The sequence below is a fragment of the Escherichia sp. E4742 genome, assembly GCF_005843885.1.
Taxonomy (GTDB): Bacteria; Pseudomonadota; Gammaproteobacteria; order Enterobacterales; family Enterobacteriaceae; genus Escherichia.
The window spans coordinates 4,964,210-4,988,186 of sequence record NZ_CP040443.1; the positions used below are offsets into that span (position 1 = coordinate 4,964,210).

At 51.1% G+C, this 23,977-nt stretch carries 24 protein-coding genes; 10 read left to right on the top strand and 14 right to left on the bottom strand.

Annotation, left to right across the window (positions count from 1 at the left end; genetic code table 11):
* Positions 1-56: 56 nt before the first annotated feature.
* Complete coding sequence (znuC, locus tag FEM44_RS24195) at positions 57-812, top strand: zinc ABC transporter ATP-binding protein ZnuC (RefSeq protein WP_130208493.1); 756 nt, start codon at positions 57-59, stop codon at positions 810-812.
* Positions 809-1,594 carry a zinc ABC transporter permease subunit ZnuB gene (znuB, locus tag FEM44_RS24200; RefSeq protein WP_130208494.1) on the top strand — a complete coding sequence of 262 codons (786 nt, stop codon included), beginning with the start codon at positions 809-811 and terminating at the stop codon, positions 1,592-1,594. The genes znuC and znuB overlap by 4 nt, the downstream gene beginning before the upstream one ends.
* 340 nt (positions 1,595-1,934) lie before the next feature.
* On the opposite strand, the gene ruvB is transcribed toward znuB, so the two are convergent.
* Together ruvB and ruvA are read right to left on the bottom strand one after the other, a co-directional pair.
* Positions 1,935-2,945 (bottom strand): Holliday junction branch migration DNA helicase RuvB, encoded by a 1,011-nt coding sequence (ruvB, locus tag FEM44_RS24205; protein WP_000568522.1) that lies wholly within the window; start codon positions 2,943-2,945, stop codon positions 1,935-1,937.
* Between the two features lie 8 nt (positions 2,946-2,953).
* On the bottom strand, positions 2,954-3,565 hold the full coding sequence (ruvA, locus tag FEM44_RS24210) for a Holliday junction branch migration protein RuvA (RefSeq protein WP_000580323.1): 612 nt from the start codon (positions 3,563-3,565) through the stop codon (positions 2,954-2,956).
* Positions 3,566-3,838: 273 nt separating this feature from the next.
* Between ruvA and FEM44_RS24215 the strand changes: the two genes are divergently transcribed.
* Positions 3,839-4,441 carry a YebB family permuted papain-like enzyme gene (locus FEM44_RS24215; RefSeq protein ID WP_135522176.1) on the top strand — a complete coding sequence of 201 codons (603 nt, stop codon included), beginning with the start codon at positions 3,839-3,841 and terminating at the stop codon, positions 4,439-4,441.
* Position 4,442: 1 nt separating this feature from the next.
* On the opposite strand, the gene ruvC is transcribed toward FEM44_RS24215, so the two are convergent.
* The 4 genes from ruvC to aspS form a co-directional block, all read right to left on the bottom strand.
* Complete coding sequence (gene ruvC, locus FEM44_RS24220; RefSeq protein WP_010350951.1) at positions 4,443-4,964, bottom strand: crossover junction endodeoxyribonuclease RuvC; 522 nt, start codon at positions 4,962-4,964, stop codon at positions 4,443-4,445.
* Positions 4,965-4,998: 34 nt separating this feature from the next.
* Positions 4,999-5,739, bottom strand: coding sequence for a YebC/PmpR family DNA-binding transcriptional regulator (locus FEM44_RS24225; RefSeq protein WP_000907234.1), 741 nt, complete (start codon positions 5,737-5,739; stop codon positions 4,999-5,001).
* Between the two features lie 28 nt (positions 5,740-5,767).
* Positions 5,768-6,220 (bottom strand): dihydroneopterin triphosphate diphosphatase, encoded by a 453-nt coding sequence (gene nudB, locus FEM44_RS24230; protein WP_135522201.1) that lies wholly within the window; start codon positions 6,218-6,220, stop codon positions 5,768-5,770.
* 117 nt (positions 6,221-6,337) lie between these two features.
* Positions 6,338-8,110: an aspartate--tRNA ligase gene (gene aspS / locus FEM44_RS24235; protein WP_130208496.1), complete on the bottom strand. Its 1,773-nt coding sequence runs from the start codon at positions 8,108-8,110 to the stop codon at positions 6,338-6,340.
* Between the two features lie 310 nt (positions 8,111-8,420).
* On the opposite strand from aspS, the gene FEM44_RS24245 reads away from it, so the two are divergent.
* The 5 genes from FEM44_RS24245 to cmoB are packed head-to-tail and all read left to right on the top strand — an operon-like array spanning position 8,421 to position 12,002.
* Positions 8,421-8,987: a hydrolase gene (locus FEM44_RS24245; protein ID WP_135522175.1), complete on the top strand. Its 567-nt coding sequence runs from the start codon at positions 8,421-8,423 to the stop codon at positions 8,985-8,987.
* Complete coding sequence (locus tag FEM44_RS24250; RefSeq protein WP_135522174.1) at positions 8,984-9,802, top strand: DUF72 domain-containing protein; 819 nt, start codon at positions 8,984-8,986, stop codon at positions 9,800-9,802. Before FEM44_RS24245 ends, FEM44_RS24250 begins: the two co-directional genes overlap by 4 nt.
* 52 nt (positions 9,803-9,854) lie before the next feature.
* On the top strand, positions 9,855-10,250 hold the full coding sequence (locus FEM44_RS24255) for an MAPEG family protein (RefSeq protein WP_130218694.1): 396 nt from the start codon (positions 9,855-9,857) through the stop codon (positions 10,248-10,250).
* A gap of 40 nt (positions 10,251-10,290) precedes the next feature.
* Positions 10,291-11,034: a carboxy-S-adenosyl-L-methionine synthase CmoA gene (cmoA, locus tag FEM44_RS24260; protein ID WP_135522173.1), complete on the top strand. Its 744-nt coding sequence runs from the start codon at positions 10,291-10,293 to the stop codon at positions 11,032-11,034.
* Positions 11,031-12,002, top strand: coding sequence for a tRNA 5-methoxyuridine(34)/uridine 5-oxyacetic acid(34) synthase CmoB (cmoB, locus tag FEM44_RS24265; RefSeq protein WP_000564725.1), 972 nt, complete (start codon positions 11,031-11,033; stop codon positions 12,000-12,002). The genes cmoA and cmoB overlap by 4 nt, the downstream gene beginning before the upstream one ends.
* A gap of 207 nt (positions 12,003-12,209) precedes the next feature.
* Here cmoB and torZ read toward each other — a convergent pair whose 3' ends face one another.
* The 4 genes from torZ to FEM44_RS24285 form a co-directional block, all read right to left on the bottom strand.
* Positions 12,210-14,639 carry a trimethylamine N-oxide reductase TorZ gene (gene torZ / locus FEM44_RS24270; protein WP_135522172.1) on the bottom strand — a complete coding sequence of 810 codons (2,430 nt, stop codon included), beginning with the start codon at positions 14,637-14,639 and terminating at the stop codon, positions 12,210-12,212.
* Between the two features lie 24 nt (positions 14,640-14,663).
* Positions 14,664-15,764: a NapC/NirT family cytochrome c gene (locus tag FEM44_RS24275; RefSeq protein ID WP_138159225.1), complete on the bottom strand. Its 1,101-nt coding sequence runs from the start codon at positions 15,762-15,764 to the stop codon at positions 14,664-14,666.
* Between the two features lie 387 nt (positions 15,765-16,151).
* A complete protein-coding gene (gene cutC / locus FEM44_RS24280) occupies positions 16,152-16,898 on the bottom strand; it encodes a copper homeostasis protein CutC (protein WP_135522170.1) in 747 nt (248 codons plus the stop codon).
* Positions 16,899-16,911: 13 nt separating this feature from the next.
* On the bottom strand, positions 16,912-17,478 hold the full coding sequence (locus tag FEM44_RS24285) for a VOC family protein (protein WP_135522169.1): 567 nt from the start codon (positions 17,476-17,478) through the stop codon (positions 16,912-16,914).
* Positions 17,479-17,693: 215 nt separating this feature from the next.
* Between FEM44_RS24285 and argS the strand changes: the two genes are divergently transcribed.
* Entirely contained in the window at positions 17,694-19,427 is a 1,734-nt protein-coding gene (argS, locus tag FEM44_RS24290; protein WP_135522168.1) for an arginine--tRNA ligase, read from the top strand.
* Positions 19,428-19,468: 41 nt separating this feature from the next.
* On the opposite strand, the gene FEM44_RS25350 is transcribed toward argS, so the two are convergent.
* Positions 19,469-19,513: a hypothetical protein gene (locus tag FEM44_RS25350; protein WP_214676922.1), complete on the bottom strand. Its 45-nt coding sequence runs from the start codon at positions 19,511-19,513 to the stop codon at positions 19,469-19,471.
* Positions 19,514-19,603: 90 nt separating this feature from the next.
* Between FEM44_RS25350 and FEM44_RS24295 the strand changes: the two genes are divergently transcribed.
* Complete coding sequence (locus FEM44_RS24295) at positions 19,604-20,092, top strand: lysozyme inhibitor LprI family protein (protein ID WP_135522167.1); 489 nt, start codon at positions 19,604-19,606, stop codon at positions 20,090-20,092.
* Positions 20,093-20,198: 106 nt separating this feature from the next.
* Here FEM44_RS24295 and flhE read toward each other — a convergent pair whose 3' ends face one another.
* The 3 genes from flhE to flhB are packed head-to-tail and all read right to left on the bottom strand — an operon-like array spanning position 20,199 to position 23,810.
* Positions 20,199-20,591 (bottom strand): flagellar protein FlhE, encoded by a 393-nt coding sequence (gene flhE / locus FEM44_RS24300; RefSeq protein ID WP_135522200.1) that lies wholly within the window; start codon positions 20,589-20,591, stop codon positions 20,199-20,201.
* A complete protein-coding gene (gene flhA / locus FEM44_RS24305; RefSeq protein WP_135522166.1) occupies positions 20,591-22,669 on the bottom strand; it encodes a flagellar biosynthesis protein FlhA in 2,079 nt (692 codons plus the stop codon). Before flhA ends, flhE begins: the two co-directional genes overlap by 1 nt.
* Positions 22,662-23,810, bottom strand: a complete 1,149-nt coding sequence (flhB, locus tag FEM44_RS24310; protein ID WP_135522165.1) for a flagellar biosynthesis protein FlhB — start codon at positions 23,808-23,810, stop codon at positions 22,662-22,664. The genes flhA and flhB overlap by 8 nt, the downstream gene beginning before the upstream one ends.
* Between the last annotated feature and the right edge of the window lie 167 nt (positions 23,811-23,977).

Sequence of the window (23,977 nt, forward strand, 5' to 3'; positions counted from 1 at the left end):
AATATAAGAAGTGTGATATTATAACATTTCATGACTACTGCAAGACTAAAATTAACATGACAAGTCTGGTTTCCCTGGAAAATGTCTCGGTTTCATTTGGCCAACGCCGCGTCCTCTCTGATGTGTCGCTGGAACTCAAGCCTGGTAAAATTTTGACCTTACTTGGGCCGAACGGCGCAGGTAAGTCGACATTGGTTCGGGTTGTACTCGGGCTGGTAACACCAGATGAAGGAGTTATCAAGCGCCACGGAAAACTGCGCATTGGTTATGTGCCGCAGAAGCTTTATCTCGACACCACGTTGCCACTGACCGTAAACCGTTTTTTACGCTTACGCCCCAGAACACATAAGGAAGATATTCTGCCTGCACTAAAACGCGTTCAAGCTGGGCATCTTATTGACGCGCCAATGCAAAAGCTCTCTGGCGGTGAAACGCAGCGTGTACTACTAGCGCGCGCATTGTTAAATCAACCCCAGTTATTAGTTCTGGACGAACCCACCCAGGGCGTGGATGTGAATGGTCAAGTGGCGTTATATGACCTTATTGACCAGTTACGTCGCGAACTGGACTGTGGCGTTTTAATGGTGTCTCACGATCTGCATCTGGTAATGGCAAAAACCGATGAAGTACTTTGCCTTAACCATCACATCTGTTGTTCTGGCACACCAGAAGTCGTTTCCCTGCATCCGGAATTTATTTCGATGTTCGGGCCTCGCGGAGCTGAACAGCTGGGTATTTATCGCCATCATCATAATCACCGCCACGATTTACAGGGGCGAATTGTTCTGCGTCGGGGAAGTGATCGCTCATGATTGAATTATTATTTCCCGGTTGGTTAGCCGGGATTATGCTGGCCTGTGCCGCAGGTCCTTTGGGTTCTTTTGTTGTCTGGCGTCGTATGTCTTATTTCGGCGATACGCTGGCCCATGCGTCTTTACTTGGAGTGGCGTTTGGTCTGTTGCTGGACGTGAATCCCTTCTATGCAGTGATTGCCGTTACGCTGCTGCTGGCGGGCGGTCTGGTATGGCTGGAGAAGCGTCCACAGCTGGCGATCGACACGTTATTGGGAATTATGGCGCACAGTGCCTTGTCGCTGGGCCTGGTCGTTGTCAGTCTGATGTCTAACATTCGCGTTGACTTGATGGCATACCTGTTCGGTGATTTGCTGGCAGTGACGCCGGAAGATCTCATCTCCATCGCCATTGGCGTGGTCATTGTGGTGGCAATTCTGTTCTGGCAATGGCGTAATTTACTGTCGATGACCATTAGCCCGGATCTGGCATTTGTCGATGGTGTGAAATTACAGCGAGTGAAATTGCTGTTGATGCTGGTAACAGCATTGACGATTGGTGTGGCAATGAAATTTGTCGGGGCGTTGATTATTACCTCGCTGCTGATCATTCCGGCTGCTACCGCACGTCGTTTCGCCCGTACGCCGGAACAGATGGCAGGTGTCGCCGTTTTGGTGGGGATGATTGCTGTAACCGGTGGTTTAACTTTTTCAGCGTTTTACGATACGCCTGCGGGTCCGTCAGTGGTGCTGTGCGCTGCGCTGTTGTTTATTTTGAGTATGATGAAAAAACAGGCCAGCTAATTTGTACCTAAACACAATTGTCGGATGCGGTGCGAGCGCCTTATCCGACCTACGGTTCGCTATACCGGATAGGCCTGATAAGACGCGAACAACGTCGCATCAGGCACACTGCCAGTGTCGGATGCGGCGCGAGCGCCTTATCTGAACTACGGTTCACTATACCGGGTAGGCCTGATAAGACGCGAACGACGTCGCATCAGGCACATTGCCAGTGTCGGATGCGACGCGAGCACCTTATCCGACCTACGGTTCGCTATACCGGGTAGGCCTGATAAGACGCGAACAACGTCGCATCAGGCACACTACCAATGTCGGATGCGGCACGAGCGACCGAACCGACCTACGGCATTTCTGGCGGTGTGATGCCGAAGTGGTTCCACGCCCGCACTGTCGCCATACGCCCGCGCGGTGTACGCTGCAAAAAGCCTTGCTGAATCAAATAAGGCTCCAGCACATCCTCAATGGTTTCACGTTCTTCGCCAATAGCCGCCGCCAGGTTATCCAGACCTACCGGCCCACCAAAGAATTTATCGATTACCGCCAGCAACAATTTGCGGTCCATATAATCAAAACCTTCAGCATCGACATTCAGCATATCCAGCGCCTGAGCAGCAATATCTGCTGAGATGGTGCCATCGTGCTTCACTTCGGCGAAATCACGCACTCGACGCAGCAGACGGTTGGCAATGCGTGGCGTACCGCGAGCACGACGAGCAACTTCCAGCGCGCCATCGTCACTCATTTCGAGGCCCATAAAGCGCGCGCTACGACTGACAATATATTGCAGATCAGGCACTTGATAAAACTCCAGACGCTGCACAATACCGAAACGATCACGCAGTGGTGACGTCAGTGAGCCAGCACGCGTGGTCGCGCCAATAAGGGTGAACGGCGGCAGATCGATTTTAATTGAACGCGCCGCCGGACCTTCACCGATCATAATATCCAGCTGGTAGTCTTCCATTGCCGGATACAACACCTCTTCCACCACTGGTGAAAGACGGTGAATTTCATCGATAAACAGCACGTCATGTGGTTCAAGGTTAGTGAGCATTGCTGCCAGATCGCCGGCCTTTTCCAGCACCGGACCGGAAGTCGTGCGTAAATTAACGCCCATTTCATTGGCGACAATATTAGCAAGCGTGGTTTTACCTAAACCCGGAGGGCCAAAAATCAACAGATGATCGAGGGCGTCGCCGCGCAGTTTCGCTGCTTTGATGAAAATCTCCATCTGTGAACGAACCTGCGGCTGACCAACATACTCTTCCAGTAATTTGGGGCGAATGGCGCGATCTGCTACATCTTCCGGCAAAGTCGTACCGGCAGAAATCAGACGGTCTGCTTCAATCATCCTTTACCTCATAACGCGGCGCGTAGGGCTTCGCGAATTAATGTTTCACTGCTGGCGTCAGGGCGAGCGATTTTGCTCACCATGCGGCTGGCTTCTTGTGGTTTATAGCCCAGCGCCACCAGCGCAGCAACCGCTTCCTGTTCAGCATCATCGGTTGCCGGGCTGGCAGGCGACGTGAGCACCAGATCGGCGGCTGGCGTAAAGAGATCGCCGTGCAAACCTTTAAATCGGTCTTTCATTTCGACAATTAAACGCTCGGCGGTTTTTTTACCAATGCCCGGCAGTTTCACCAGTGCTCCCACTTCTTCACGTTCAACGGCATTAACGAACTGCTGCGCTGACATTCCGGAGAGGATCGCCAGCGCCAACTTCGGGCCGACTCCGTTGGTTTTGATTAACTCTTTAAACAACGTGCGCTCTTGCTTATTGTTAAAGCCGTACAGCAGCTGCGCGTCTTCACGCACCACAAAGTGGGTGAAAACGATCGCTTCCTGTCCCGCTTCAGGGAGTTCATAAAAACAGGTCATCGGCATATGCACTTCATAGCCTACGCCGCCCACTTCGATTAACACCAGCGGGGGTTGTTTTTCAATGATGATGCCTCTGAGTCTGCCTATCACATGACGCTCCTGCGTAACGAATCAAAGATAATGCTGTATGATAAAAAAATGCTGGATAGATATCCAGCGAAGGATGAAGAAAACTTGCGAGGCGTCCCGATGTTCTGAAAAATGGCACAGTATAATTTATTCTACAAGTTATATTGGAAGCAAATATTTGAATATTACATATTCAGTGAGTTAATGCGTAAAAAAATATACATTTCGACTCCTGAAAAATAAACTTTTTTATGTTATTACGTGTATTCATATTTATTTCAATGGAATGACAACGTGAATATTAATTACCCTGCTGAATATGAAATTGGTGATATCGTCTTTACATGTATAGGTGCTGCCTTATTTGGTCAAATATCAGCAGCATCAAATTGCTGGAGTAATCACGTCGGGATCATTATCGGTCATAACGGTGAAGACTTCCTGGTTGCAGAAAGCCGTGTTCCCCTCTCAACCATCACTACTCTATCCCGTTTTATTAAACGTTCTTCTAATCAACGCTATGCTATAAAGCGATTAGACGCAGGGCTAACAGAACAACAAAAACAACGAATTGTTGAACAGGTTCCCTCCCGGCTACGTAAGCTCTACCACACCGGTTTTAAATACGAATCTTCACGCCAGTTCTGTTCAAAATTTGTCTTTGATATTTATAAAGAGGCGCTATGTATTCCGGTGGGCGAAATAGAGACGTTTGGAGAACTGTTAAATAGCAATCCGAATGCAAAACTCACTTTCTGGAAATTCTGGTTCTTAGGTGCAATTCCGTGGGATCGTAAAACGGTTACGCCAGCGAGTTTGTGGCATCATCCGAGTCTAATGTTGATTCATGCGGAGGGAGTAGAAACGCCTCAGCCTGAACTGACCGAGGCGGTATAACTTAACGCAGTCGCCCTCTCGCCAGGTTCAGCCGCGATTCGCTCATCTGCATCGCATTCTGGCTGACATGGCAGTGGGTGATGGCAATCGCCAGCGCATCGGCGGCATCCGCCTGTGGATTAGCAGGTAATTTCAGCAAGGTACGCACCATATGCTGCACCTGGCTTTTTTCGGCGCTACCAATGCCCACCACTGTTTGCTTCACCTGACGCGCAGCATATTCAAACACCGGCAATTCCTGATTCACCGCTGCCACAATCGCCACGCCTCGTGCCTGCCCCAGTTTCAGGGCAGAGTCAGCGTTCTTCGCCATAAAGACTTGTTCGATTGCGAAATAATCGGGCTGGAACTGGGTGATGATTTCCGTCACGCCCGCATAGATCAGTTTCAGACGAGACGGTAAATCATCCACTTTGGTGCGTATGCATCCGCTACCCAGGTAGGACAGTTGCCTGCCCACCTGACGGATAACACCGTAGCCGGTAACGCGCGAACCCGGGTCAATACCGAGAATAATAGACATCACGCGTCTCCGTTTTGTTGTTTAGCCGGCCTCATCAGAGGGTCGCTGCAACCTCATCAGAGATCTCACCGTTATGGTAAACTTCCTGCACGTCGTCACAGTCTTCCAGCATATCGATCAGACGCATCAGTTTCGGTGCAGTTTCTGCATCCATATCGGCTTTGGTTGACGGGATCATGGAAACTTCTGCGCTGTCTGCTTTCAGACCTGCCGCTTCCAGAGCATCGCGTACTTTACCCATCTCTTCCCATGCAGTGTAGACGTCGATTGCGCCGTCATCATAGGTCACAACGTCTTCAGCACCTGCTTCCAGTGCTGCTTCCATGATGGTGTCTTCGTCGCCTTTCTCGAAGGAGATCACGCCTTTTTTGCTGAACAGATAGGCTACAGAACCGTCAGTACCGAGGTTACCGCCACATTTGCTAAATGCGTGACGCACTTCAGCAACGGTACGGTTGCGGTTGTCAGACAGACATTCAATCATGATAGCCGTGCCGCCAGGACCGTAACCTTCGTAGATGATGGTTTCCATGTTCGCATCATCATCACCGCCCACACCACGTGCAATTGCGCGGTTCAGGGTGTCACGGGTCATGTTGTTAGACAGTGCTTTATCAATGGCTGCACGCAGACGCGGGTTAGCATCCGGATCTCCACCGCCCAGCTTAGCCGCGGTTACCAGTTCACGAATGATTTTAGTGAAGATTTTACCGCGCTTAGCATCCTGCGCAGCTTTACGATGTCTGGTGTTGGCCCATTTACTATGACCTGCCATAAAAATATCTCCAGATAGCCCTGCCTGTTCAGGCAGCGTTAATAACAAACTGTTCAATCGCCTGCCGGTTGCTCCATGACTTAGTGAGCGCCGCCGCAGCAGACGCATCAAGCCACTTGTAAGCCAGATGTTCAGTGAAAACAATCTGGCGCTCGTGCGGGAGCGCAAGACAGAACCATGATTCCGTATTGCGCGTCACGCCTGGCGCATAGCGATGACGTAAATGTGAAAAAATTTCAAACTCTACCGTGCGCTGACAGTCAATTAAGGTCAGTTGTTCAGCGACAACATCGATGGTGACCTCTTCCTTTACTTCGCGCATAGCAGCTTGCGACGCGGTTTCACCCTCTTCCACGCTGCCGGTTACCGACTGCCAGAAATCGGGATCGTCACGCCGCTGCAACATCAGCACCCGTTTCGTATCTAGTGCATAGATGACCACTAAGATCGAAACGGGACGCTTATACACTTTATCCTTCACGCTACCTCTTCGTTGGTTGCCTTCGCTCATCCCATTCACATAGTTATCTATGCTCATGGGAGTTCACTCAGTTGCCGCCTCGATGCAACGCGAATGATTTCGTGTATTTGAGCCATATCAGTTATTCTCAGCCTTCTTCACGACCTGTATGCTCAGCTCAGCCAGTGCAGTCGGGTTAGCAAAGCTCGGTGCTTCAGTCATCAGACACGCTGCCGCCGTGGTTTTCGGGAAGGCGATAACGTCACGGATGTTGTCGGTGCCGGTCAGCAGCATGGTCAGACGGTCAAGACCGAATGCCAGACCTGCGTGCGGCGGAGTACCGTATTTCAGGGCATCGAGCAGGAAGCCGAATTTCTCGCGCTGTTCCTCTTCGGTGATCCCCAGAATGCCAAACACCGTCTGCTGCATATCACCATTATGGATACGCACTGAACCACCGCCCACTTCGTAACCATTGATGACCATATCGTAAGCATTCGCCACCGCATTTTCCGGTGCAGCTTTCAGCTCTGCCGCCGTCATGTCTTTCGGCGCGGTGAACGGATGGTGCATTGCCGTCAGGCCGCCTTCACCGTCGTCTTCAAACATCGGGAAGTCGATAACCCACAGCGGCGCCCATTTGCTTTCGTCGGTCAGACCAAGGTCTTTACCCACTTTCAGACGCAGTGCGCCCATCGCGTCGGCAACAATTTTCTTGTTGTCGGCACCAAAGAAAATCATATCGCCATCTTGCGCGGCAGTACGATCCAGGATGGCTTCGATGATTTCCGCATTAAGGAACTTCGCTACCGGGCTGTTGATACCTTCCAGACCTTTCGCGCGTTCGTTAACTTTGATGTAAGCCAGACCTTTCGCACCGTAGATTTTAACGAAGTTACCGTATTCGTCGATCTGCTTACGGGTCAGCGACGCACCGCCCGGAACTCGCAGAGCGGCAACACGGCCTTTCGGATCGTTCGCCGGACCCGCAAATACCGCGAACTCAACGGATTTCAGCAGATCGGCAACGTCGGTCAGTTCCATCGGGTTACGCAGGTCCGGTTTGTCGGAGCCGTAACGGCGTTCGGCTTCCGCAAAGGTCATTACCGGGAAATCGCCCAGATCAATGCCCTTCACTTCCAGCCACAGATGACGCACCAGCGCTTCCATCACTTCACGCACTTGCGGCGCGGTCATGAAAGAGGTTTCCACATCGATCTGAGTAAATTCAGGTTGACGATCAGCGCGCAGGTCTTCGTCACGGAAGCATTTGACTATCTGATAGTAGCGGTCAAAACCGGACATCATCAGCAGCTGTTTGAACAACTGCGGGGATTGCGGCAGCGCGTAGAATTTACCTTTGTGCACACGAGAAGGCACCAGGTAGTCACGCGCGCCTTCCGGCGTGGCTTTAGTCAGCATCGGAGTTTCGATGTCAAGGAAGCCATGGTCGTCCATAAAACGACGTACCAGGCTGGTGATTTTAGCGCGGGTTTTCAGGCGCTGAGCCATTTCCGGGCGACGCAGGTCAAGATAGCGGTACTTCAGACGCGCTTCTTCGGTGTTGACGTGGTTAGAGTCAAGCGGCAGAACGTCTGCGCGGTTGATGATGGTCAGCGAGGAAGCCAGCACTTCGATTTCGCCAGTCGCCATATCGCGGTTGATATTTTTTTCGTCACGCGCACGTACGGTGCCCGTGACCTGAATGCAGAACTCATTACGCAGTTCAGAGGCCAGCTTTAACGCGTCCGCACGATCCGGATCGAAAAATACCTGCACGATACCTTCGCGGTCGCGCATATCGATAAAGATCAAGCTACCAAGATCACGACGACGGTTGACCCAACCACACAGAGTCACCTGCTGCCCCACGTGGGACAAACGGAGCTGTCCACAATATTCTGTACGCATGAGATATCCCTTAACTTAGCTGCTGGCGGATGTCCCCTGCTGTGCAGGTGACCTGAGTCGCAGCGTTAGCTGTATGTCACAACTGAATGAAAAAAGGCGGCTATTATACTGGAAATTCTGCCGCACCGTAAGAGCCTGGCCCGCGCTGGAACGCCTCGTTACCACTTTATATCGGGCCTGGATTCAGACTCTACGCCAGTTTGCTATAAAGGTGTTGCCCGAACTCATAAAAATTAACAAAATTTGTCGTTCCGCCATCGGCTAATCGCATTAAGGTGAGAGGCACGATTTTGTTTTATCTGGAGTGATCATGCTTGAACTTAATGCCAAAACCACAGCGCTAGTGGTGATTGATTTACAGGAAGGCATCTTGCCTTTTGCCGGTGGTCCGCATACTGCCGAAGACGTGGTGAATCGCGCCGGGAAGTTGGCGGCGAAATTTCGCGCGAGCGGTCAGCCCGTGTTTCTGGTGCGTGTTGGCTGGTCTGCCGATTATGCTGAAGCATTAAAACAGCCGGTCGATGCGCCCTCACCGGCTAAAGTGTTGCCCGAAAATTGGTGGCAACATCCCGCGGCGTTAGGTGCAACTGACAGTGATATTGAAATCATCAAACGTCAATGGGGTGCGTTTTACGGTACGGATCTGGAGTTGCAATTACGCCGCCGAGGTATCGATACAATAGTTTTATGTGGGATCTCGACCAATATCGGCGTTGAGTCCACCGCCCGCAATGCCTGGGAACTTGGCTTTAATCTGGTGATTGCCGAAGATGCCTGTAGCGCTGCCAGTGCCGAGCAGCACAATAACAGCATCAACCATATCTATCCACGCATCGCCCGTGTGCGCAGCGTGGAAGAGATCCTCCACGCGTTATGATTTACATTGGTCTGCCACAATGGTCGCATCCTAAATGGGTGCGTCTGGGGATAACCAGCCTGGAAGAGTATGCCCGCCACTTCAACTGCGTGGAGGGCAACACCACGTTATACGTCCTACCGAAGCCAGATGTTGTCCTGCGCTGGCGCGAGCAGACCACCGATGATTTTCGTTTTTGTTTTAAATTTCCGGCAACCATTTCGCATCAGGCCGCATTGCGACATTGCGATGATTTAGTGACTGAATTTTTGACCCGTATGTCACCGTTAGCGACGCGCATTGGGCAATACTGGCTGCAACTACCCGCCACGTTTGGTCCACGGGATCTGCCAGCTCTTTGGCACTTTCTCGATTCTCTTCCTGGCGAATTTACCTATGGTGTGGAAGTCCGCCATCCGCAATTTTTCACCAAAGGCGAGGAAGAACAAACGCTTAATCGCGGTTTGCATCAGCGCGGCGTTAATCGGGTAATTTTAGACAGCCGTCCGGTTCATGCAGCGCGTCCACATAGCGAAGCCATTCGCGACGCGCAACGGAAAAAGCCGAAAGTTCCGGTACATGCCGTGTTGACGGCGACCAATCCGCTGATCCGTTTTATCGGTAGCGATGATATGACACAAAACCGGGAATTATTTCAGGTCTGGTTACAAAAATTAGCGCAGTGGCAACAGACCACTACGCCTTATCTTTTCCTGCATACACCGGATATCGCCCAGGCACCGGAACTGGTACATACCCTGTGGGAAGACTTACGTAAAATGCTTCCAGAGATCGGAGCAGTCCCGGCTATTCCACAGCAATCTTCTCTTTTCTGAATTTGCCACCTATCATAGACAAGTGCCATCGGCCATTTTAAAGGGAGTTTGTATGGTAAGCGCGCTGTATGCCGTTTTAAGTGCGTTGTTATTAATGAAGTTCTCTTTTGATGTTGTTCGCCTGCGAATGCAGTATCGCGTTGCCTATGGCGACGGCGGTTTTAGCGAACTACAAAGTGCTATTCGTATTCATGGCAATGCGGTGGAATATATTCCTATCGCGATTGTATTGATGCTATTTATGGAAATGAATGGTGCTGAAACCTGGATGGTGCATATTTGCGGCCTCGTTTTGCTTGCAGGTCGCCTGATGCATTATTACGGTTTCCATCACCGTCTGTTTCGCTGGCGACGTTCTGGTATGAGCGCCACCTGGTGTGCGCTATTGCTGATGGTGCTGGCGAATCTTTGGTATATGCCCTGGGAGTTGGTTTTCTCCCTACGTTAGCGCACAATACGCCACTTTCTTTTTCCCGGATTTTTACGTTATGTCTCACCGCGACACGCTATTTTCTGCTCCTATCGCCAGACTGGGCGACTGGACCTTTGATGAACGGGTAGCTGAAGTCTTCCCGGATATGATCCAACGTTCCGTTCCCGGCTATTCCAATATTATTTCCATGATTGGTATGTTAGCTGAACGCTTCGTTCAACCGGGAACGCAGATTTACGATCTGGGTTGTTCTTTGGGCGCGGCGACGCTCTCGGTGCGTCGCAACATTCATCATGATAATTGTAAAATTATCGCCATCGACAATTCCCCGGCAATGATTGAACGCTGCCGCCGTCATATCGACGCCTATAAAGCGCCTACACCTGTTGACGTTATTGAAGGTGATATTCGTGATATTGCCATTGAAAACGCGTCGATGGTGGTACTGAATTTTACCCTGCAATTCCTGGAACCTTCCGAGCGCCAGGCGTTACTGGATAAAATTTATCAAGGGCTAAACCCGGGCGGCGCGCTGGTGCTTTCGGAAAAATTCAGTTTCGAAGATGCCAAAGTTGGTGAACTGCTGTTCAACATGCACCACGACTTTAAACGTGCCAACGGCTACAGCGAGCTAGAAATCAGCCAGAAGCGCAGCATGTTAGAAAACGTAATGCTGACCGATTCCGTGGAAACCCACAAGGCACGTCTGCATAAAGCCGGTTTTAAGCATAGCGAGCTGTGGTTCCAGTGCTTTAACTTTGGTTCACTGGTGGCATTAAAAGCAGAGGACGCTGCATGATCGACTTTGGTAACTTTTATTCTCTGATTGCCAAAAATCACCTTTCGCACTGGCTGGAAACGCTGCCTGCACAGATTGCTAACTGGCAGCGCGAGCAGCAGCACGGGCTGTTTAAGCAGTGGTCCAATGCGGTGGAATTTCTGCCTGAAATTAAACCGTATCGTCTTGATTTACTGCATAGCGTGACGGCAGAAAGCGAAGAGCCGCTGAGTGCCGGGCAGATTAAGCGCATTGAAACCCTGATGCGCAACCTGATGCCGTGGCGCAAAGGGCCGTTCTCGCTGTATGGCGTTAACATTGATACCGAATGGCGTTCCGACTGGAAATGGGATCGTGTTCTGCCCCATCTTTCTGATTTAACCGGGCGCACCATTCTTGATGTCGGCTGCGGCAGCGGCTATCACATGTGGCGCATGATTGGCGCAGGCGCACACCTCGCGGTGGGGATCGACCCTACACAACTGTTTCTGTGCCAGTTTGAAGCAGTGCGTAAACTGTTAGGTAACGACCAACGGGCGCATCTGCTGCCGTTAGGGATTGAACAACTTCCGGCACTGAAAGCCTTTGATACCGTCTTTTCGATGGGCGTGCTTTATCATCGTCGTTCACCGCTGGAGCATCTCTGGCAGTTGAAAGATCAACTGGTTAATGAAGGTGAACTGGTGCTTGAAACGCTGGTTATTGATGGTGATGAGAACACGGTGCTGGTGCCGGGCGATCGTTACGCGCAAATGCGTAATGTCTATTTCATCCCTTCCGCGTTGGCGTTGAAAAACTGGCTGAAGAAGTGTGGTTTTGTTGATATTCGCATTGCGGATGTGAGCGTCACCACTACAGAAGAGCAGCGACGCACTGAATGGATGGTCACCGAGTCTCTGGCCGATTTTCTCGACCCGCATGATCCGGGTAAGACGGTAGAAGGTTATCCTGCGCCTAAACGCGCGGTGCTGATTGCGCGTAAGCCGTAAAAATTTAGCGCCTATTTCCGGGCGCTGAGATAGATGACAAACGCTAAAACTGCCTGATGCGCTACGCTTATCAGGCCTACCCATCTCCTGCAATATATTGAATTTGCACGATTTTGCAGGCCGGATAAGACGTTCACGCCGGATCCGGCATGAACAAAGCACACTTTGTCAGCAATTTAGCGCCCGTTTCCGGGCGCTTTTCACGTCTTATGCCTGAATAGCTGGCTGATCAAACGCCGTTAACTTCGGCGCATTGCCCGTATATTTTTCGATATACACCAGCGCAGAGTTACCGGCACAGGCATTCGCCAGCTGCGAGCTGGGAATATCAGCCGTTAACACGTTTGCGCAGCCGTTTTTACACAAGCCATTTTCCAGATCCGGCCATGCGCCTTCATGCACGCATACCACGCCTTTTTTGATCCCATCAGTCACCACAGCGCCTGTCAGGATCTGACCGCGTTTGTTCCAGACGCGCACCAGATCGCCGTTCGCAATACCAAAGCGAGCAGCATCTTCGGTGTGAATGGTGATCGGCTCACGATCGGCAATCGCATATTTTTTACGCAACTCCGCATAGTTAAGCTGGCTGTGTAAGCGGTGTGCCGGATGCGCGGTCAGAAGCTGCAACTGCTTCTCGTCGGCGGTGCCTTTCCACTCATCAGGTGCAAGCCAGGTTGGGTGTGCCGGGCAATCCTTATAAGCAAATTTTTCCAGCGTTTTGGAATAGATCTCAATTTTTCCGCTTGGTGTACCCAGAGCATTCTTCACCGGATCGGCGCGGAAATCGCCATAGCGAACATATTGCTCGTTCTTCTCGCTGCGGCGCATTTCAAGCAGTTTATTTTGCTGCCAGAAGGCATTAAACATCGGCATAGTGACGCGTTGCGCACGCGCACCTTTCTGGGCGGCATCATAGAAAAATTTCAGCCACGCCATTTCATCTTTACCTTCGGTATAGATCTCTTTTCCGCCAGGTTTCAGTAATTCCGCAAGATCGGCAAACACGTCAAAATCGTTACGCGCTTCAAATTGCGGAGCGACAGCCTGCTTCATCGGCACAGTATGCTGGTTGCTATAATCACCGGTCATCGTCAGGTCATTGCGCTCAAACGATGTGGTGATCGGTAATACGATATCTGCGTGTTTGGCTGCTGCGGTCCAGTAGCATTCAGAAACGACAATCATCTCCGGTTTCTGCCAGGCTTTAATCAGACGATTAGTATCCTGGTGATGGGTGAAATTACCGCCACCCGCCCACCAGATCATTTTGATATTTGGGTACGTTTGCTCTTTACCGTTATGCTGATATTTGCCGCCAGGATTCTCCAGCGCATCGACAATACGGGCGACCGGAATCGCGGTCATTCCGCCATCATCAGCTTCCTCACTTGCCTGTCCGGCAATCGCCGCAGACATTTCCGGCAGCACGCCGCCAACTCGCGTCGGGTTGCCACCGTTGGAGTAATGATAAGAGAATCCAAAACCGCCGCCCGGAGTACCAATTTGCCCTAACATCGCCGCCAGCGTCACCAGCATCCAGTGTTTCTGTTCACCGTATTGCTGGCGTTGGATCCCCCAGCCTGCCATCAGCATCGTGCGATTCGCCGCCATCAGTTCTGCAAGTTTGACAATCTGCGCTTCCGGTACACCAGTAATTTCTGCCGCCCAGGCCGCACTCTTCGGCGTATTATCGTTCTTGCCGGTCAGATACTCTTCAAACTGCGGATAACCGGTGGTGTATTTCTCAAGGAAGGCTTTATCGTGCTTACCTTGTGTCATCAGGGTATGCGCGATGCCTAACATCAGCGCCACGTCGGTCCCCATATTCGGCGCTATCCAGGTCGCGTTATCGCCAAAGAATTCGATTGTTTCGGAACGGATAGGGTCGATGGCAATCACCGGTTTGCCCGATTTTTTCAGCTGATGGAAGTATTCCAGCCCTTGTTCATCGGTACTGCTCCAGGCAATTTTTAAGGTATTCAGCGGGTTCATGCCCCACAACACCACCACCTGACTGTTTTCCAGAATCAGTGGCCAGGAAGTCTGCTGTTCATAGACCTCCACAGAACCGACAACGTGCGGCATGATCACCTGCGCAGCCCCGGTAGAGTAATCGCCACTATGCCCGGAATATCCCCCCGCCAGATTCATATAACGTTGCATCAGCGTTTGCGCTTTATGCAGCACCCCTGATGAACGCCAGCCGTAAGACCCTGCAAAAATGGCCGAAGGACCGTTGGCCTTGCGGATGCGATCGTGTTGCTCATGAATCAGTTTTAATGCCTGTTCCCAACTCACCTGAACGTAACTGTCTTCGCCACGACCTTTTGCCGGTTGCAGTGGATTGTCGAGATAACTTTTTCTCACCATCGGATGCTGAATACGCGCCGTAGTGTGTACCTGATCCGCCGCCGTAGACTGTAAGGAGTTCGGGATGGTCTTCGCCAGCGCGCCTGTAGAAGAAACAATCTTACCGTCCTTCACTTCTACGTTCATCGCTCCCCAACGACCCGCGGTGAGGATTTTTCCGCCCTTCTCTTCTGCCCATGCGGGTAACGGCGTAGCCGATGTCACCACCAGCGCGCCGGCAGCAATACCGCTATGTTTAATAAACTCACGTCTTGTTAATGTCATAACTTCCTCCCTGATCTACGAGGATCACTGTTTTTCGGTAATGTCTTTGGCGTTGTACTGGAAGTACCGCGTCAAAATGTCCAGTTCGTTTTCGCTCATGCTGGTTCGCGCCCCCATTCCTTTGGCGATGGAGGGCCAGGCATTGACGGTGTAATGGTCAGCGGCAATAGGCGCATGGCAGCCAGCACAATAGGTGTCATCGAGTTTTTCAGCGTATTGCCATAACGGTTTACGATCCGCTAATACGGGATCGATTAGCGCCCCTTGTAATGAAGCCTGACGCCATTGATTACCGTATTCGTCAGCCTGCCATTCCCCGTTTACCGTTAGCGCCTTGATACCTTCATCACTTAATGTGGCTAGCGCCAGACGTTGACCTGCCGCCAGGTAGAGCGTGTTTTCACTGCCCTGCATTTGATACCCCTGCAACAGAACGATCGGCTGTTTACCACTGGCATCAACGACGGTGAGATCGGTACCAGGATTCACAGCGGCCAGTTCGCCTATGCGGGAAGCTTTGAAAGGATAAATATGTGCGCCATTGGTCACAGAAGTGGCAGCCTGACTTTCCAGTTCATGCGCCGCGTTGTCATCCATTTTTATTTCTGGCGGGAAATGGGCAATTCCTTTATGACAATCAATACACGTTTCACCGTCCTTTTGCGCTTTGGTATGCATTTTCTGCGCAGATTCACTTTGCGAGGCAATATCCATCGCATCAAAAGAATGGCAACTACGGCACGTTGCAGAATCCGATGATTTTAATTCTTTCCATACTGTTTCGGCCATTTCCTGACGATGCGCTTCGAACTTATCGTCGCTGTCTATTTTGCCGCTAACAAATTCATGATAAATATCTTTAGATGCTTTTAATTTAGCAAATAAATAATCCATCCCTGACTTTGGAATATGGCAATCGGCACATTCCGCACGTATACCTTTCTGGTTCGAAAAGTGGGCAGTTCCCTGATATTCCTCAAAAGGTTTACTCATCGAGTGGCAGGAAAGACAAAATGCTGTATCCGACGTTTTATGTAAGGCTTTTTGCGCAAGCAATAACCCACCGCCACCAACCACAACCGCTATCAGCAGAAAAAATAACCCAATGCGTTTTTTCCCTCGCATAGATTCCTCTAATTAAATTCCAGGATACCGAAATCATTGTATAAATAAATATACAGCGAATTGACTACTTGCTTAATTCGGCACAACACTGCCTGAAATAATCGATAAAGAATATGATTTATTACAATGTAATCATTAATTGCGAAAGAATAACCCAGTCATTATTTATAATATATATTTGTCAGTTTTAGTAATTTAAATCACATAATTAATGTGAATATATAAAACATTTTAAGCACAACGCTATGCGCACTGTCATCCGTTCTACACATCACGGCAATCGTTCGTTTTTTATACTATCCGGAAATAAAAAAAGGCCCCTGTTGAAATTGCAGGGGCCTGGTACGAGCAAGCATCATATTGGGCGACATGATGCAACGGTAAAAATCATTTGGCCTGATGGCGTTCAATGATTCCTTTCATTTCAGCAACCGCCGCCCCGTCTACGACATAACGCGAATACTCGTCCGCGCGTGCATCTGATGACATGGACAATCCTTGATTACGATAACGCATCGGTGAGGCTTGCCACGCTCCCGCGGAGCTATGGACTTCCAGCACTCCGGCATCGAGGAAGTGGTGCAGGTTTTCTGCACGAACTCCTGCTCCGGCCATGATGATTGGAGTATCACCATAGGCAATAAGTTCCATAATTTTTGATAAACCTTGCAGAGCGTCTGATTTTTGCCCGGAAGTCAGTACCCGGGCAATGCCCAATTGTGCAAGATTATTAAGTGTATTTAATGGGTTAGCACACATATCGAAGGCACGATGAAAAGTAACGGCCAACGGACCGGCAGCAGACATTATTTTTTCCATTCGTGGCATATCGACATTACCGTCAACATCGAGAACGCCCGTCACCAGTCCCGGCAAGCCTAATTCGCGGACAGTACGAACATCCTCAAGAATGGCGGCAAACTCGCCGTCGCTGTAGCAAAAATCACCACCGCGCGGGCGGATGATCGGATATACGGGAATCGTTATCTGCTGACGCACGGATTTAAGCACGCCCAGCGACGGCGTTAAGCCCCCTTCTTTCGGAGCCGCACACAATTCAATTCTGTCAGCGCCATTTTGCTGCGCCGTTAGTGCGCATTCCATGCTGTAACAGCAAATTTCCAGTAATGCCATTTTTGCTCCTTAATTACGCCGACTGCTCGCTGGCCACGATCTCTTCAATGGACCATGGATGAAATTTAATCGTCGTTTTGCCATCGGTGACCGCCAGCGTCGGATTCGGTAATCGCTCATGTTCACCTTTTGGCGAACTGGTTTTAACTGAGATCCCTGGCAGGCTGAGTCCTTCATCAGAAAGCAACGCCAGCGCACGGGCATTCAGCGTTTCTGGCTCGCCCGGCAGAACGATTTCAATATGTTCCCAACCTTCGTGCGGGTAACGTTTTTCCCCGGGCCACGGTAGCTCCACAATGGAAAACTGCCAGTGAGCAACCTGTACCGGTTCATGCAATTTAAACAGACAAATCGGCCTGCCATTGATCATATTTTCTGACAGGAGTTCGCCGCACTGTTCAAACCCTCGACGCCAGCGTTCAGCGGTGGCGTTTTGATGGCAACGCAAAGAAATGTGATCGGCAGTCAGCGGAGTGATATCCAGCCCCAGACGGCGGGAAAGCTCATCTAATGCGTGGGTAAATCGCGGTAAATCCGATGCAATATCCTGCAACTCGTCGACAGATTGCCAGTTCGCCATAATCACTCTTCGTCTTTCAGTAAAAGCGTTAATTTACCCTGTTGCCCTTCCCCAACCAACCGCTGATTTCGTGCAGTACCCGATGCAATAGTGAAAACGGCAATGCACCGCGCGCACGTTGCTGACGAAAACAGCCATTTGCAGTATACTCCCGCCCTAATTTCTTTAACTGGTGCGGGCAATTTTTGCTCGCTTCATCAATGTAAGGTATTCCGGTGAATATTCAGGCTCTTCTCTCAGAAAAAGTCCGTCAGGCCATGATTGCGGCAGGCGCGCCTGCGGATTGCGAACCGCAGGTTCGTCAGTCAGCAAAAGTTCAGTTCGGCGACTATCAGGCTAACGGCATGATGGCAGTTGCTAAAAAACTGGGTATGGCACCGCGACAATTAGCAGAGCAGGTGCTGACTCATCTGGATCTTAACGGTATCGCCAGCAAAGTTGAGATCGCCGGTCCAGGCTTTATCAACATTTTCCTTGATCCGGCATTCCTGGCTGAACATGTTCAGCAGGCGCTGGCGTCAGATCGTCTCGGTGTTGCTACGCCAGAAAAACAGACCATTGTGGTTGACTACTCCGCACCGAACGTGGCGAAAGAGATGCACGTCGGTCACCTGCGCTCTACCATTATTGGTGACGCGGCAGTGCGTACTCTGGAGTTCCTCGGTCACAAAGTGATTCGCGCGAACCACGTCGGCGACTGGGGTACTCAGTTCGGTATGCTAATTGCGTGGCTGGAAAAACAGCAGCAGGAAAACGCCGGTGAAATGGAACTGGCTGACCTTGAAGGTTTCTACCGCGATGCGAAAAAGCATTACGATGAAGATGAAGAGTTCGCCGAGCGCGCACGTAACTACGTGGTAAAACTGCAAAGCGGTGATGAATACTTCCGCGAGATGTGGCGCAAACTGGTCGACATCACCATGACGCAGAACCAGATCACCTACGATCGTCTGAACGTGACGCTGACCCGCGATGACGTGATGGGCGAAAGCCTCTACAACCCGATGCTGCCGGGTATCGTAGCGGACCTGAAAGCCAAAGGGCTGGCAGTAGAAAGCGAAGGCGCAACCGTCGTATTCCTTGATGAGTTCAAAAACAAGGAAGGCGAACCGATGGGCGTGATCATTCAGAAGAAAGATGGCGGCTATCTCTACACCACTACTGATATCGCCTGTGCGAAATATCGTTATGAAACACTGCATGCCGATCGCGTGCTGTATTACATCGACTCCCGCCAGCATCAACACCTGATGCAGGCATGGGCGATCGTCCGTAAAGCAGGCTATGTGCCGGAATCCGTACCGCTGGAACACCACATGTTCGGCATGATGCTGGGCAAAGACGGCAAACCGTTCAAAACCCGCGCGGGCGGTACGGTGAAACTGGCCGATCTGCTGGATGAAGCACTGGAACGTGCACGTCGTCTGGTGGCAGAGAAGAACCCGGACATGCCAGCCGACGAGCTGGAAAAACTGGCTAATGCAGTGGGTATAGGCGCGGTGAAATATGCGGATCTATCCAAAAACCGCACCACCGACTACATCTTCGACTGGGACAACATGCTGGCGTTTGAGGGTAATACCGCGCCGTACATGCAGTATGCCTACACCCGTGTGTTATCCGTGTTCCGTAAAGCGGACATTAACGAAGATCAACTGGCTGCAGCGCCGGTAATCATCCGTGAAGATCGTGAAGCGCAACTGGCTGCTCGTCTGCTGCAGTTTGAAGAAACCCTCACCGTGGTTGCCCGTGAAGGCACGCCGCACGTGATGTGTGCTTACCTGTACGATCTGGCTGGTCTGTTCTCTGGGTTCTACGAGCACTGCCCGATCCTCAGCGCAGAAAACGAAGAAGTGCGTAACAGCCGTCTGAAACTGGCACAACTGACGGCGAAGACGCTGAAGCTGGGTCTGGATACGCTGGGTATTGAGACTGTAGAGCGTATGTAATCGATTTATCGTGAGAGTGAAGCCTGATCAGGAGCACCTGATCAGGCTTTTTTATTGCCATCTAAATGTATTCTGAAAATGAACATGCCATTGTTTTCTCGCTGTTGAGTAAGAGGTCAGAAGCGTAATATCCAGCCCCAGGAAAACGATAACGGTTGAATTTAAGGAATACGGCAGTGTTTAAATTTCTTGTATTAACATTGGGCATTATCTCTTGCCAGGCTTACGCAGAAGATACAGTTATAGTAAACGACCATGACATTTCACCCATAAAAGATTGTTGGCAAAAAAATTCAGATGATGATACTGCCATTAACGTGGTCAAATCATGCCTGCGACAAGAATACAATCTCGTCGATGCGCAATTAAATAAAGCCTATGGTGAAGTTTATCGTTATATAGAACAAGTGCCACGCACAGGTGCAAAAAAACCTGATACCGAACAACTTAACTTGCTTAAAAAATCACAGCGAGCGTGGCTGGACTTTCGGGACAAAGAATGTGAATTAATTCTTTCCAATGAGGACGTTCAGGATTTAAGCAACCCTTATTCTGAATCAGAATGGCTATCATGTATGATCATTCAGACCAACACGCGAACTCGTCAGTTGCAGCTATACCGTAATTCTGAAGATTTTTATCCAAGCCCTTTAACAAGAGGATAATTCACATATTGCTGGCATGTTTTGTTGCAAGCTATTCCTGATAAATCATTGCAACAAAACATGAAGCCGTTTAACCGTATTATTAAGTATGTACCTTATTTATACGTCAGCGATAATTCACAATCACTTCATTACGTTGTACTTTCAGCGGCGGAATTAACCGCCCACCGCCAGGCACTTCCCAGATAAATCGCAACGGTTCTGCCGCCGGTATACCGGAAAAGGCCACTGTGGTTCCGCTCTGCCCCTCTAATTCGGCACAATGAGATTGTGAGCATAAACGTACCCGTAGTCCCGCGGGGGTCGGACCGATAAGCTGATAACGCCACGCCACCAGCGTCATCAATCCTGAAGCAGGTTGTCGCGAAGAAAGAGGTGCTGACGACATCGATTCACCACGGTGATTCAGCGTCACGCCCGCGCTGCTTGCCTGCCACATCCCCTCCCCGGCGGCTTGCGCCAGCAGCGGAAACAATAATATTGCTAATAAGGTTCTCATCATTTACCGCCAATTGTCGCCGTCATGCGGATATGTCGGTTATCAGATAGTTCCAGATTCGACAGCACCACTAACTGCGGCAAGCTGCGGCGCAGGAAGCGAGACAATAATGGTCGCAGCGCGTGGTTCACCAACAAAACTGGCGGCGCCCCCAACATCTCCTGACGGGAAAGCGCTTCCTGAGTTTGCGCCAGTAAACGATCCGCCAGCCCTGGCTCCAGTCCGCCCCCGCCCTGCAACGCCTGTAGTAACAAACGTTCCAGCGGTGTATCGAGGCCAATAACATGGACTTCATCTTTGCCAGGAAACCACTGCTGGGTAATCGCCCGTCCCAACGCCACGCGCATGACGGCGGTTAATTCATGTGGATCGCTTTGGATGGGCGCATGCTCCGCCAGCGTTTCGAGAATGGTGCGCATATCGCGAATCGGCACTTTTTCATCGAGCAGACTTTGCAGCACTTTATGTAGCGTGGTGAGCGTGACGACGCCAGGAACGAGATCTTCCGTCAGCTTTGGCATCTCCTGGGCGACGCGATCCAGCAGTTGTTGCGCCTCCTGGCGACCAAACAACTCTGCGGCATGCTGGCTAATGAGATGGTTAAGATGCGTTGCCACCACTGTGCTGGCCTCAACCACGGTGTACCCCTGAATCTGCGCCTGTTCTTTTAGCGCACTTTCGATCCAGATAGCGTTCAGACCAAAAGCCGGATCGACGGTCGCTTCACCAGGTAACGTCCCGGCAGCGGTACCAGGGTTAATTGCCAGCCAGCGCCCCGGATAAGCATCGCCACTACCAATCTCTACGCCTTTCATCAAAATACGATAACGTGCCGGTTGCAGATCCATATTGTCGCGAATGTGCACCACCGGCGGCAGGAAGCCCATTTCCTGAGCAAATTTCTTACGAATACTACGAATACGGCCCAACAACTCGCCATCTTGTTGGAAATCAACCATCGGGATCAGTCGATAGCCCACTTCCATTCCCAAAGAATCTTCCAGTTGCACATCGTTCCACGTCGCTTCGACAACGGCATTATTCTCTGCCATTTTTACCGGTTTGGGTTCGGCAGGCGCTTTTTGTTCGCGTCCGCGTATCCACCAGGCCAGCCCGAGCAATCCGGCAGTGAACAGCAAAAATACCAGGTTCGGCATTCCAGGCACCAGGCCGAGTAAACCGAGCACGGCGGCGCTTAACAACATAACGCTTGGGTTACTGAAAAGCTGATTCACCATCTGCTCGCCAACATCCTGATCGGTGCTGACACGCGTAACGATGACCCCGGCGGCAGTAGAAATCACCAGCGCCGGGATTTGTGCCACCAGACCGTCGCCAATGGTCAATAGCGTATAACTTTCCGCCGCGTGTCCCATGCTCATGCCATGTTGCAGCACACCGACCAGCAATCCGCCGACAACGTTAATGACCATGATGAGGATCCCGGCGATGGCATCACCACGAACAAATTTACTTGCCCCGTCCATTGAGCCGTAAAAGTCGGCTTCCTGAGTCACTTCGGAGCGGCGTTTTTTCGCCTCATCTTCACCAATCAATCCGGCGTTCAGGTCAGCGTCAATCGCCATCTGCTTACCCGGCATACCATCGAGAACAAAGCGCGCGCCCACTTCCGCGATACGCCCGGCACCTTTGGTAATGACCATAAAGTTGATGATCACAAGAATGACGAATACCACGATACCGATAGCGAAATTGCCACCAACGAGGAAGTGACCGAACGCTTCGACCACCTTCCCTGCCGCCGCCGCGCCCGTATGGCCTTCCATCAAAATGATACGGGTTGAAGCCACGTTAAGTGCCAGACGCAACAGCGTGGTGAACAGTAAGATTGTCGGAAAGGCGGCAAACTCGAGCGTACGCTGGGTAAACATCGCCACCAGCAACACCATAATCGACAACGCGATATTAAAGGTAAACAGCAGGTCGAGAATGAATGCAGGCAATGGCAGCACCATCATCGACAAAATCAGCAAGATCAAAATCGGTCCTGCAAGGATCTGCCATTGTGTCGATTTCAGGTTTGCAGGCAGGCGCAGCATCGCGGCCAGATTACTCATGGGTCGGTTTCTCGTTAATAAAATCCAGGGCTTCCGGCACCGGAAGATGAGTTGGTTGTACAGGGCGCTGTCCACCAGCCAGACGCCAACGTTTCAGTTGCCAGACCCAGGCCAGCACTTCCGCCACGGCGGCATACAGTTGACCAGGTATTTGTTGACCGATTTCAGCATGTCGATACAGCGCTCGCGCCAGCGGCGGCGCTTCAAGCGTCGGGACGTTATTTTCAGCGCCAATTTCACGAATGCGCAGCGCGACCAGCCCTGCACCTTTAGCGACCACTTTAGGCGCACTCATTTTGTTTTCGTCGTACTGCAAAGCCACTGAGTAGTGAGTTGGGTTATTGACGATAACGTCCGCTTTCGGCACATCGGCCATCATCCGCCGCCGCGCCGCAGCTCGCTGCATCTGACGGATTCGGCCTTTGACATGAGGGTCGCCTTCGCTTTGTTTGAACTCATCACGAATATCCTGCCGTGACATACGCAGCTTTTTCAGGTGGCTGAAGATTTGGAAAAAGACGTCAAATCCCACCATCGGAATGACACCAAGCACCACCAGCAGTGCGCATAGCCCTACCAGATCCATCGCATTACCCATGGCGGTAATCGGAGACTCGGCCATTAAGCGCATCATCTGCGGCCAGTGGTGCCAGAGATAAAACCCCGTCACACTGCCGACCAGGATGGATTTCAGTATCGCTTTCAGCAACTCCGCACCGGTCTGTGCCGAAAACATCCGTTTAATGCCCGGTAACGGGTTGAGTTTGGAAAACTTCGGCTGCAAGGATTTGCCGCTAAATACCAGGCCACCCAGCATCACCGGCGAAACGAGCGCCACCAGCACCACGCCGCTAATCAGCGGCAGCAGCGCCAGCATGGCTTCTCTGATCAGCAGAATAATCTGCCCGAGGATCAGATTCGGATCATTGATGATGCTGTGATCAAAATGCAATCCCGCGGAGAGCATGCCAGACAATCGACGAGCCAGCGACACACCGCCAAACCAGATAACACACACGCCCACTAACAAAATCAGCAGCGACGTTAATTCACGGGAACGCGGGATTTGCCCCTCTTCCCGCGCTTTTTCAAGTCGGTGAGGTGTGGGGGCTTCTGTTTTGTCGTCGCTCTCGTCAGACACGTCGCCAATCCTGGAAAGAGTAATAAGCGTGAATGATGCCAGAGCGCAAAGCGTTCAATGGTTTGAGTAAGGGGTAAAAAAGGCGGGATTTAGGGCTTTTGCTGCCACACATCATGCATAGTGTGCGTTTGTCGGATGCGGCGTCATCGCGTTATCCGACCGCCTGA

What these genes read in the sequence shown, in the direction of transcription:
- znuC (WP_130208493.1), top strand. Translation starts at nt 57, where the DNA reads ATGACAAGTCTGGTTTCCCTGGAAAATGTCTCGGTTTCATTTGGCCAA.
- znuB (WP_130208494.1), top strand. Translation starts at nt 809, where the DNA reads ATGATTGAATTATTATTTCCCGGTTGGTTAGCCGGGATTATGCTGGCC.
- ruvB (WP_000568522.1), bottom strand. Translation starts at nt 2,945, where the DNA reads ATGATTGAAGCAGACCGTCTGATTTCTGCCGGTACGACTTTGCCGGAA.
- ruvC (WP_010350951.1), bottom strand. Translation starts at nt 4,964, where the DNA reads ATGTCTATTATTCTCGGTATTGACCCGGGTTCGCGCGTTACCGGCTAC.
- FEM44_RS24225 (WP_000907234.1), bottom strand. Translation starts at nt 5,739, where the DNA reads ATGGCAGGTCATAGTAAATGGGCCAACACCAGACATCGTAAAGCTGCG.
- aspS (WP_130208496.1), bottom strand. Translation starts at nt 8,110, where the DNA reads ATGCGTACAGAATATTGTGGACAGCTCCGTTTGTCCCACGTGGGGCAG.
- FEM44_RS24245 (WP_135522175.1), top strand. Translation starts at nt 8,421, where the DNA reads ATGCTTGAACTTAATGCCAAAACCACAGCGCTAGTGGTGATTGATTTA.
- FEM44_RS24250 (WP_135522174.1), top strand. Translation starts at nt 8,984, where the DNA reads ATGATTTACATTGGTCTGCCACAATGGTCGCATCCTAAATGGGTGCGT.
- FEM44_RS24255 (WP_130218694.1), top strand. Translation starts at nt 9,855, where the DNA reads ATGGTAAGCGCGCTGTATGCCGTTTTAAGTGCGTTGTTATTAATGAAG.
- cmoA (WP_135522173.1), top strand. Translation starts at nt 10,291, where the DNA reads ATGTCTCACCGCGACACGCTATTTTCTGCTCCTATCGCCAGACTGGGC.
- cmoB (WP_000564725.1), top strand. Translation starts at nt 11,031, where the DNA reads ATGATCGACTTTGGTAACTTTTATTCTCTGATTGCCAAAAATCACCTT.
- torZ (WP_135522172.1), bottom strand. Translation starts at nt 14,639, where the DNA reads ATGACATTAACAAGACGTGAGTTTATTAAACATAGCGGTATTGCTGCC.
- FEM44_RS24275 (WP_138159225.1), bottom strand. Translation starts at nt 15,764, where the DNA reads ATGCGAGGGAAAAAACGCATTGGGTTATTTTTTCTGCTGATAGCGGTT.
- cutC (WP_135522170.1), bottom strand. Translation starts at nt 16,898, where the DNA reads ATGGCATTACTGGAAATTTGCTGTTACAGCATGGAATGCGCACTAACG.
- FEM44_RS24285 (WP_135522169.1), bottom strand. Translation starts at nt 17,478, where the DNA reads ATGGCGAACTGGCAATCTGTCGACGAGTTGCAGGATATTGCATCGGAT.
- flhE (WP_135522200.1), bottom strand. Translation starts at nt 20,591, where the DNA reads ATGAGAACCTTATTAGCAATATTATTGTTTCCGCTGCTGGCGCAAGCC.
- flhA (WP_135522166.1), bottom strand. Translation starts at nt 22,669, where the DNA reads ATGAGTAATCTGGCCGCGATGCTGCGCCTGCCTGCAAACCTGAAATCG.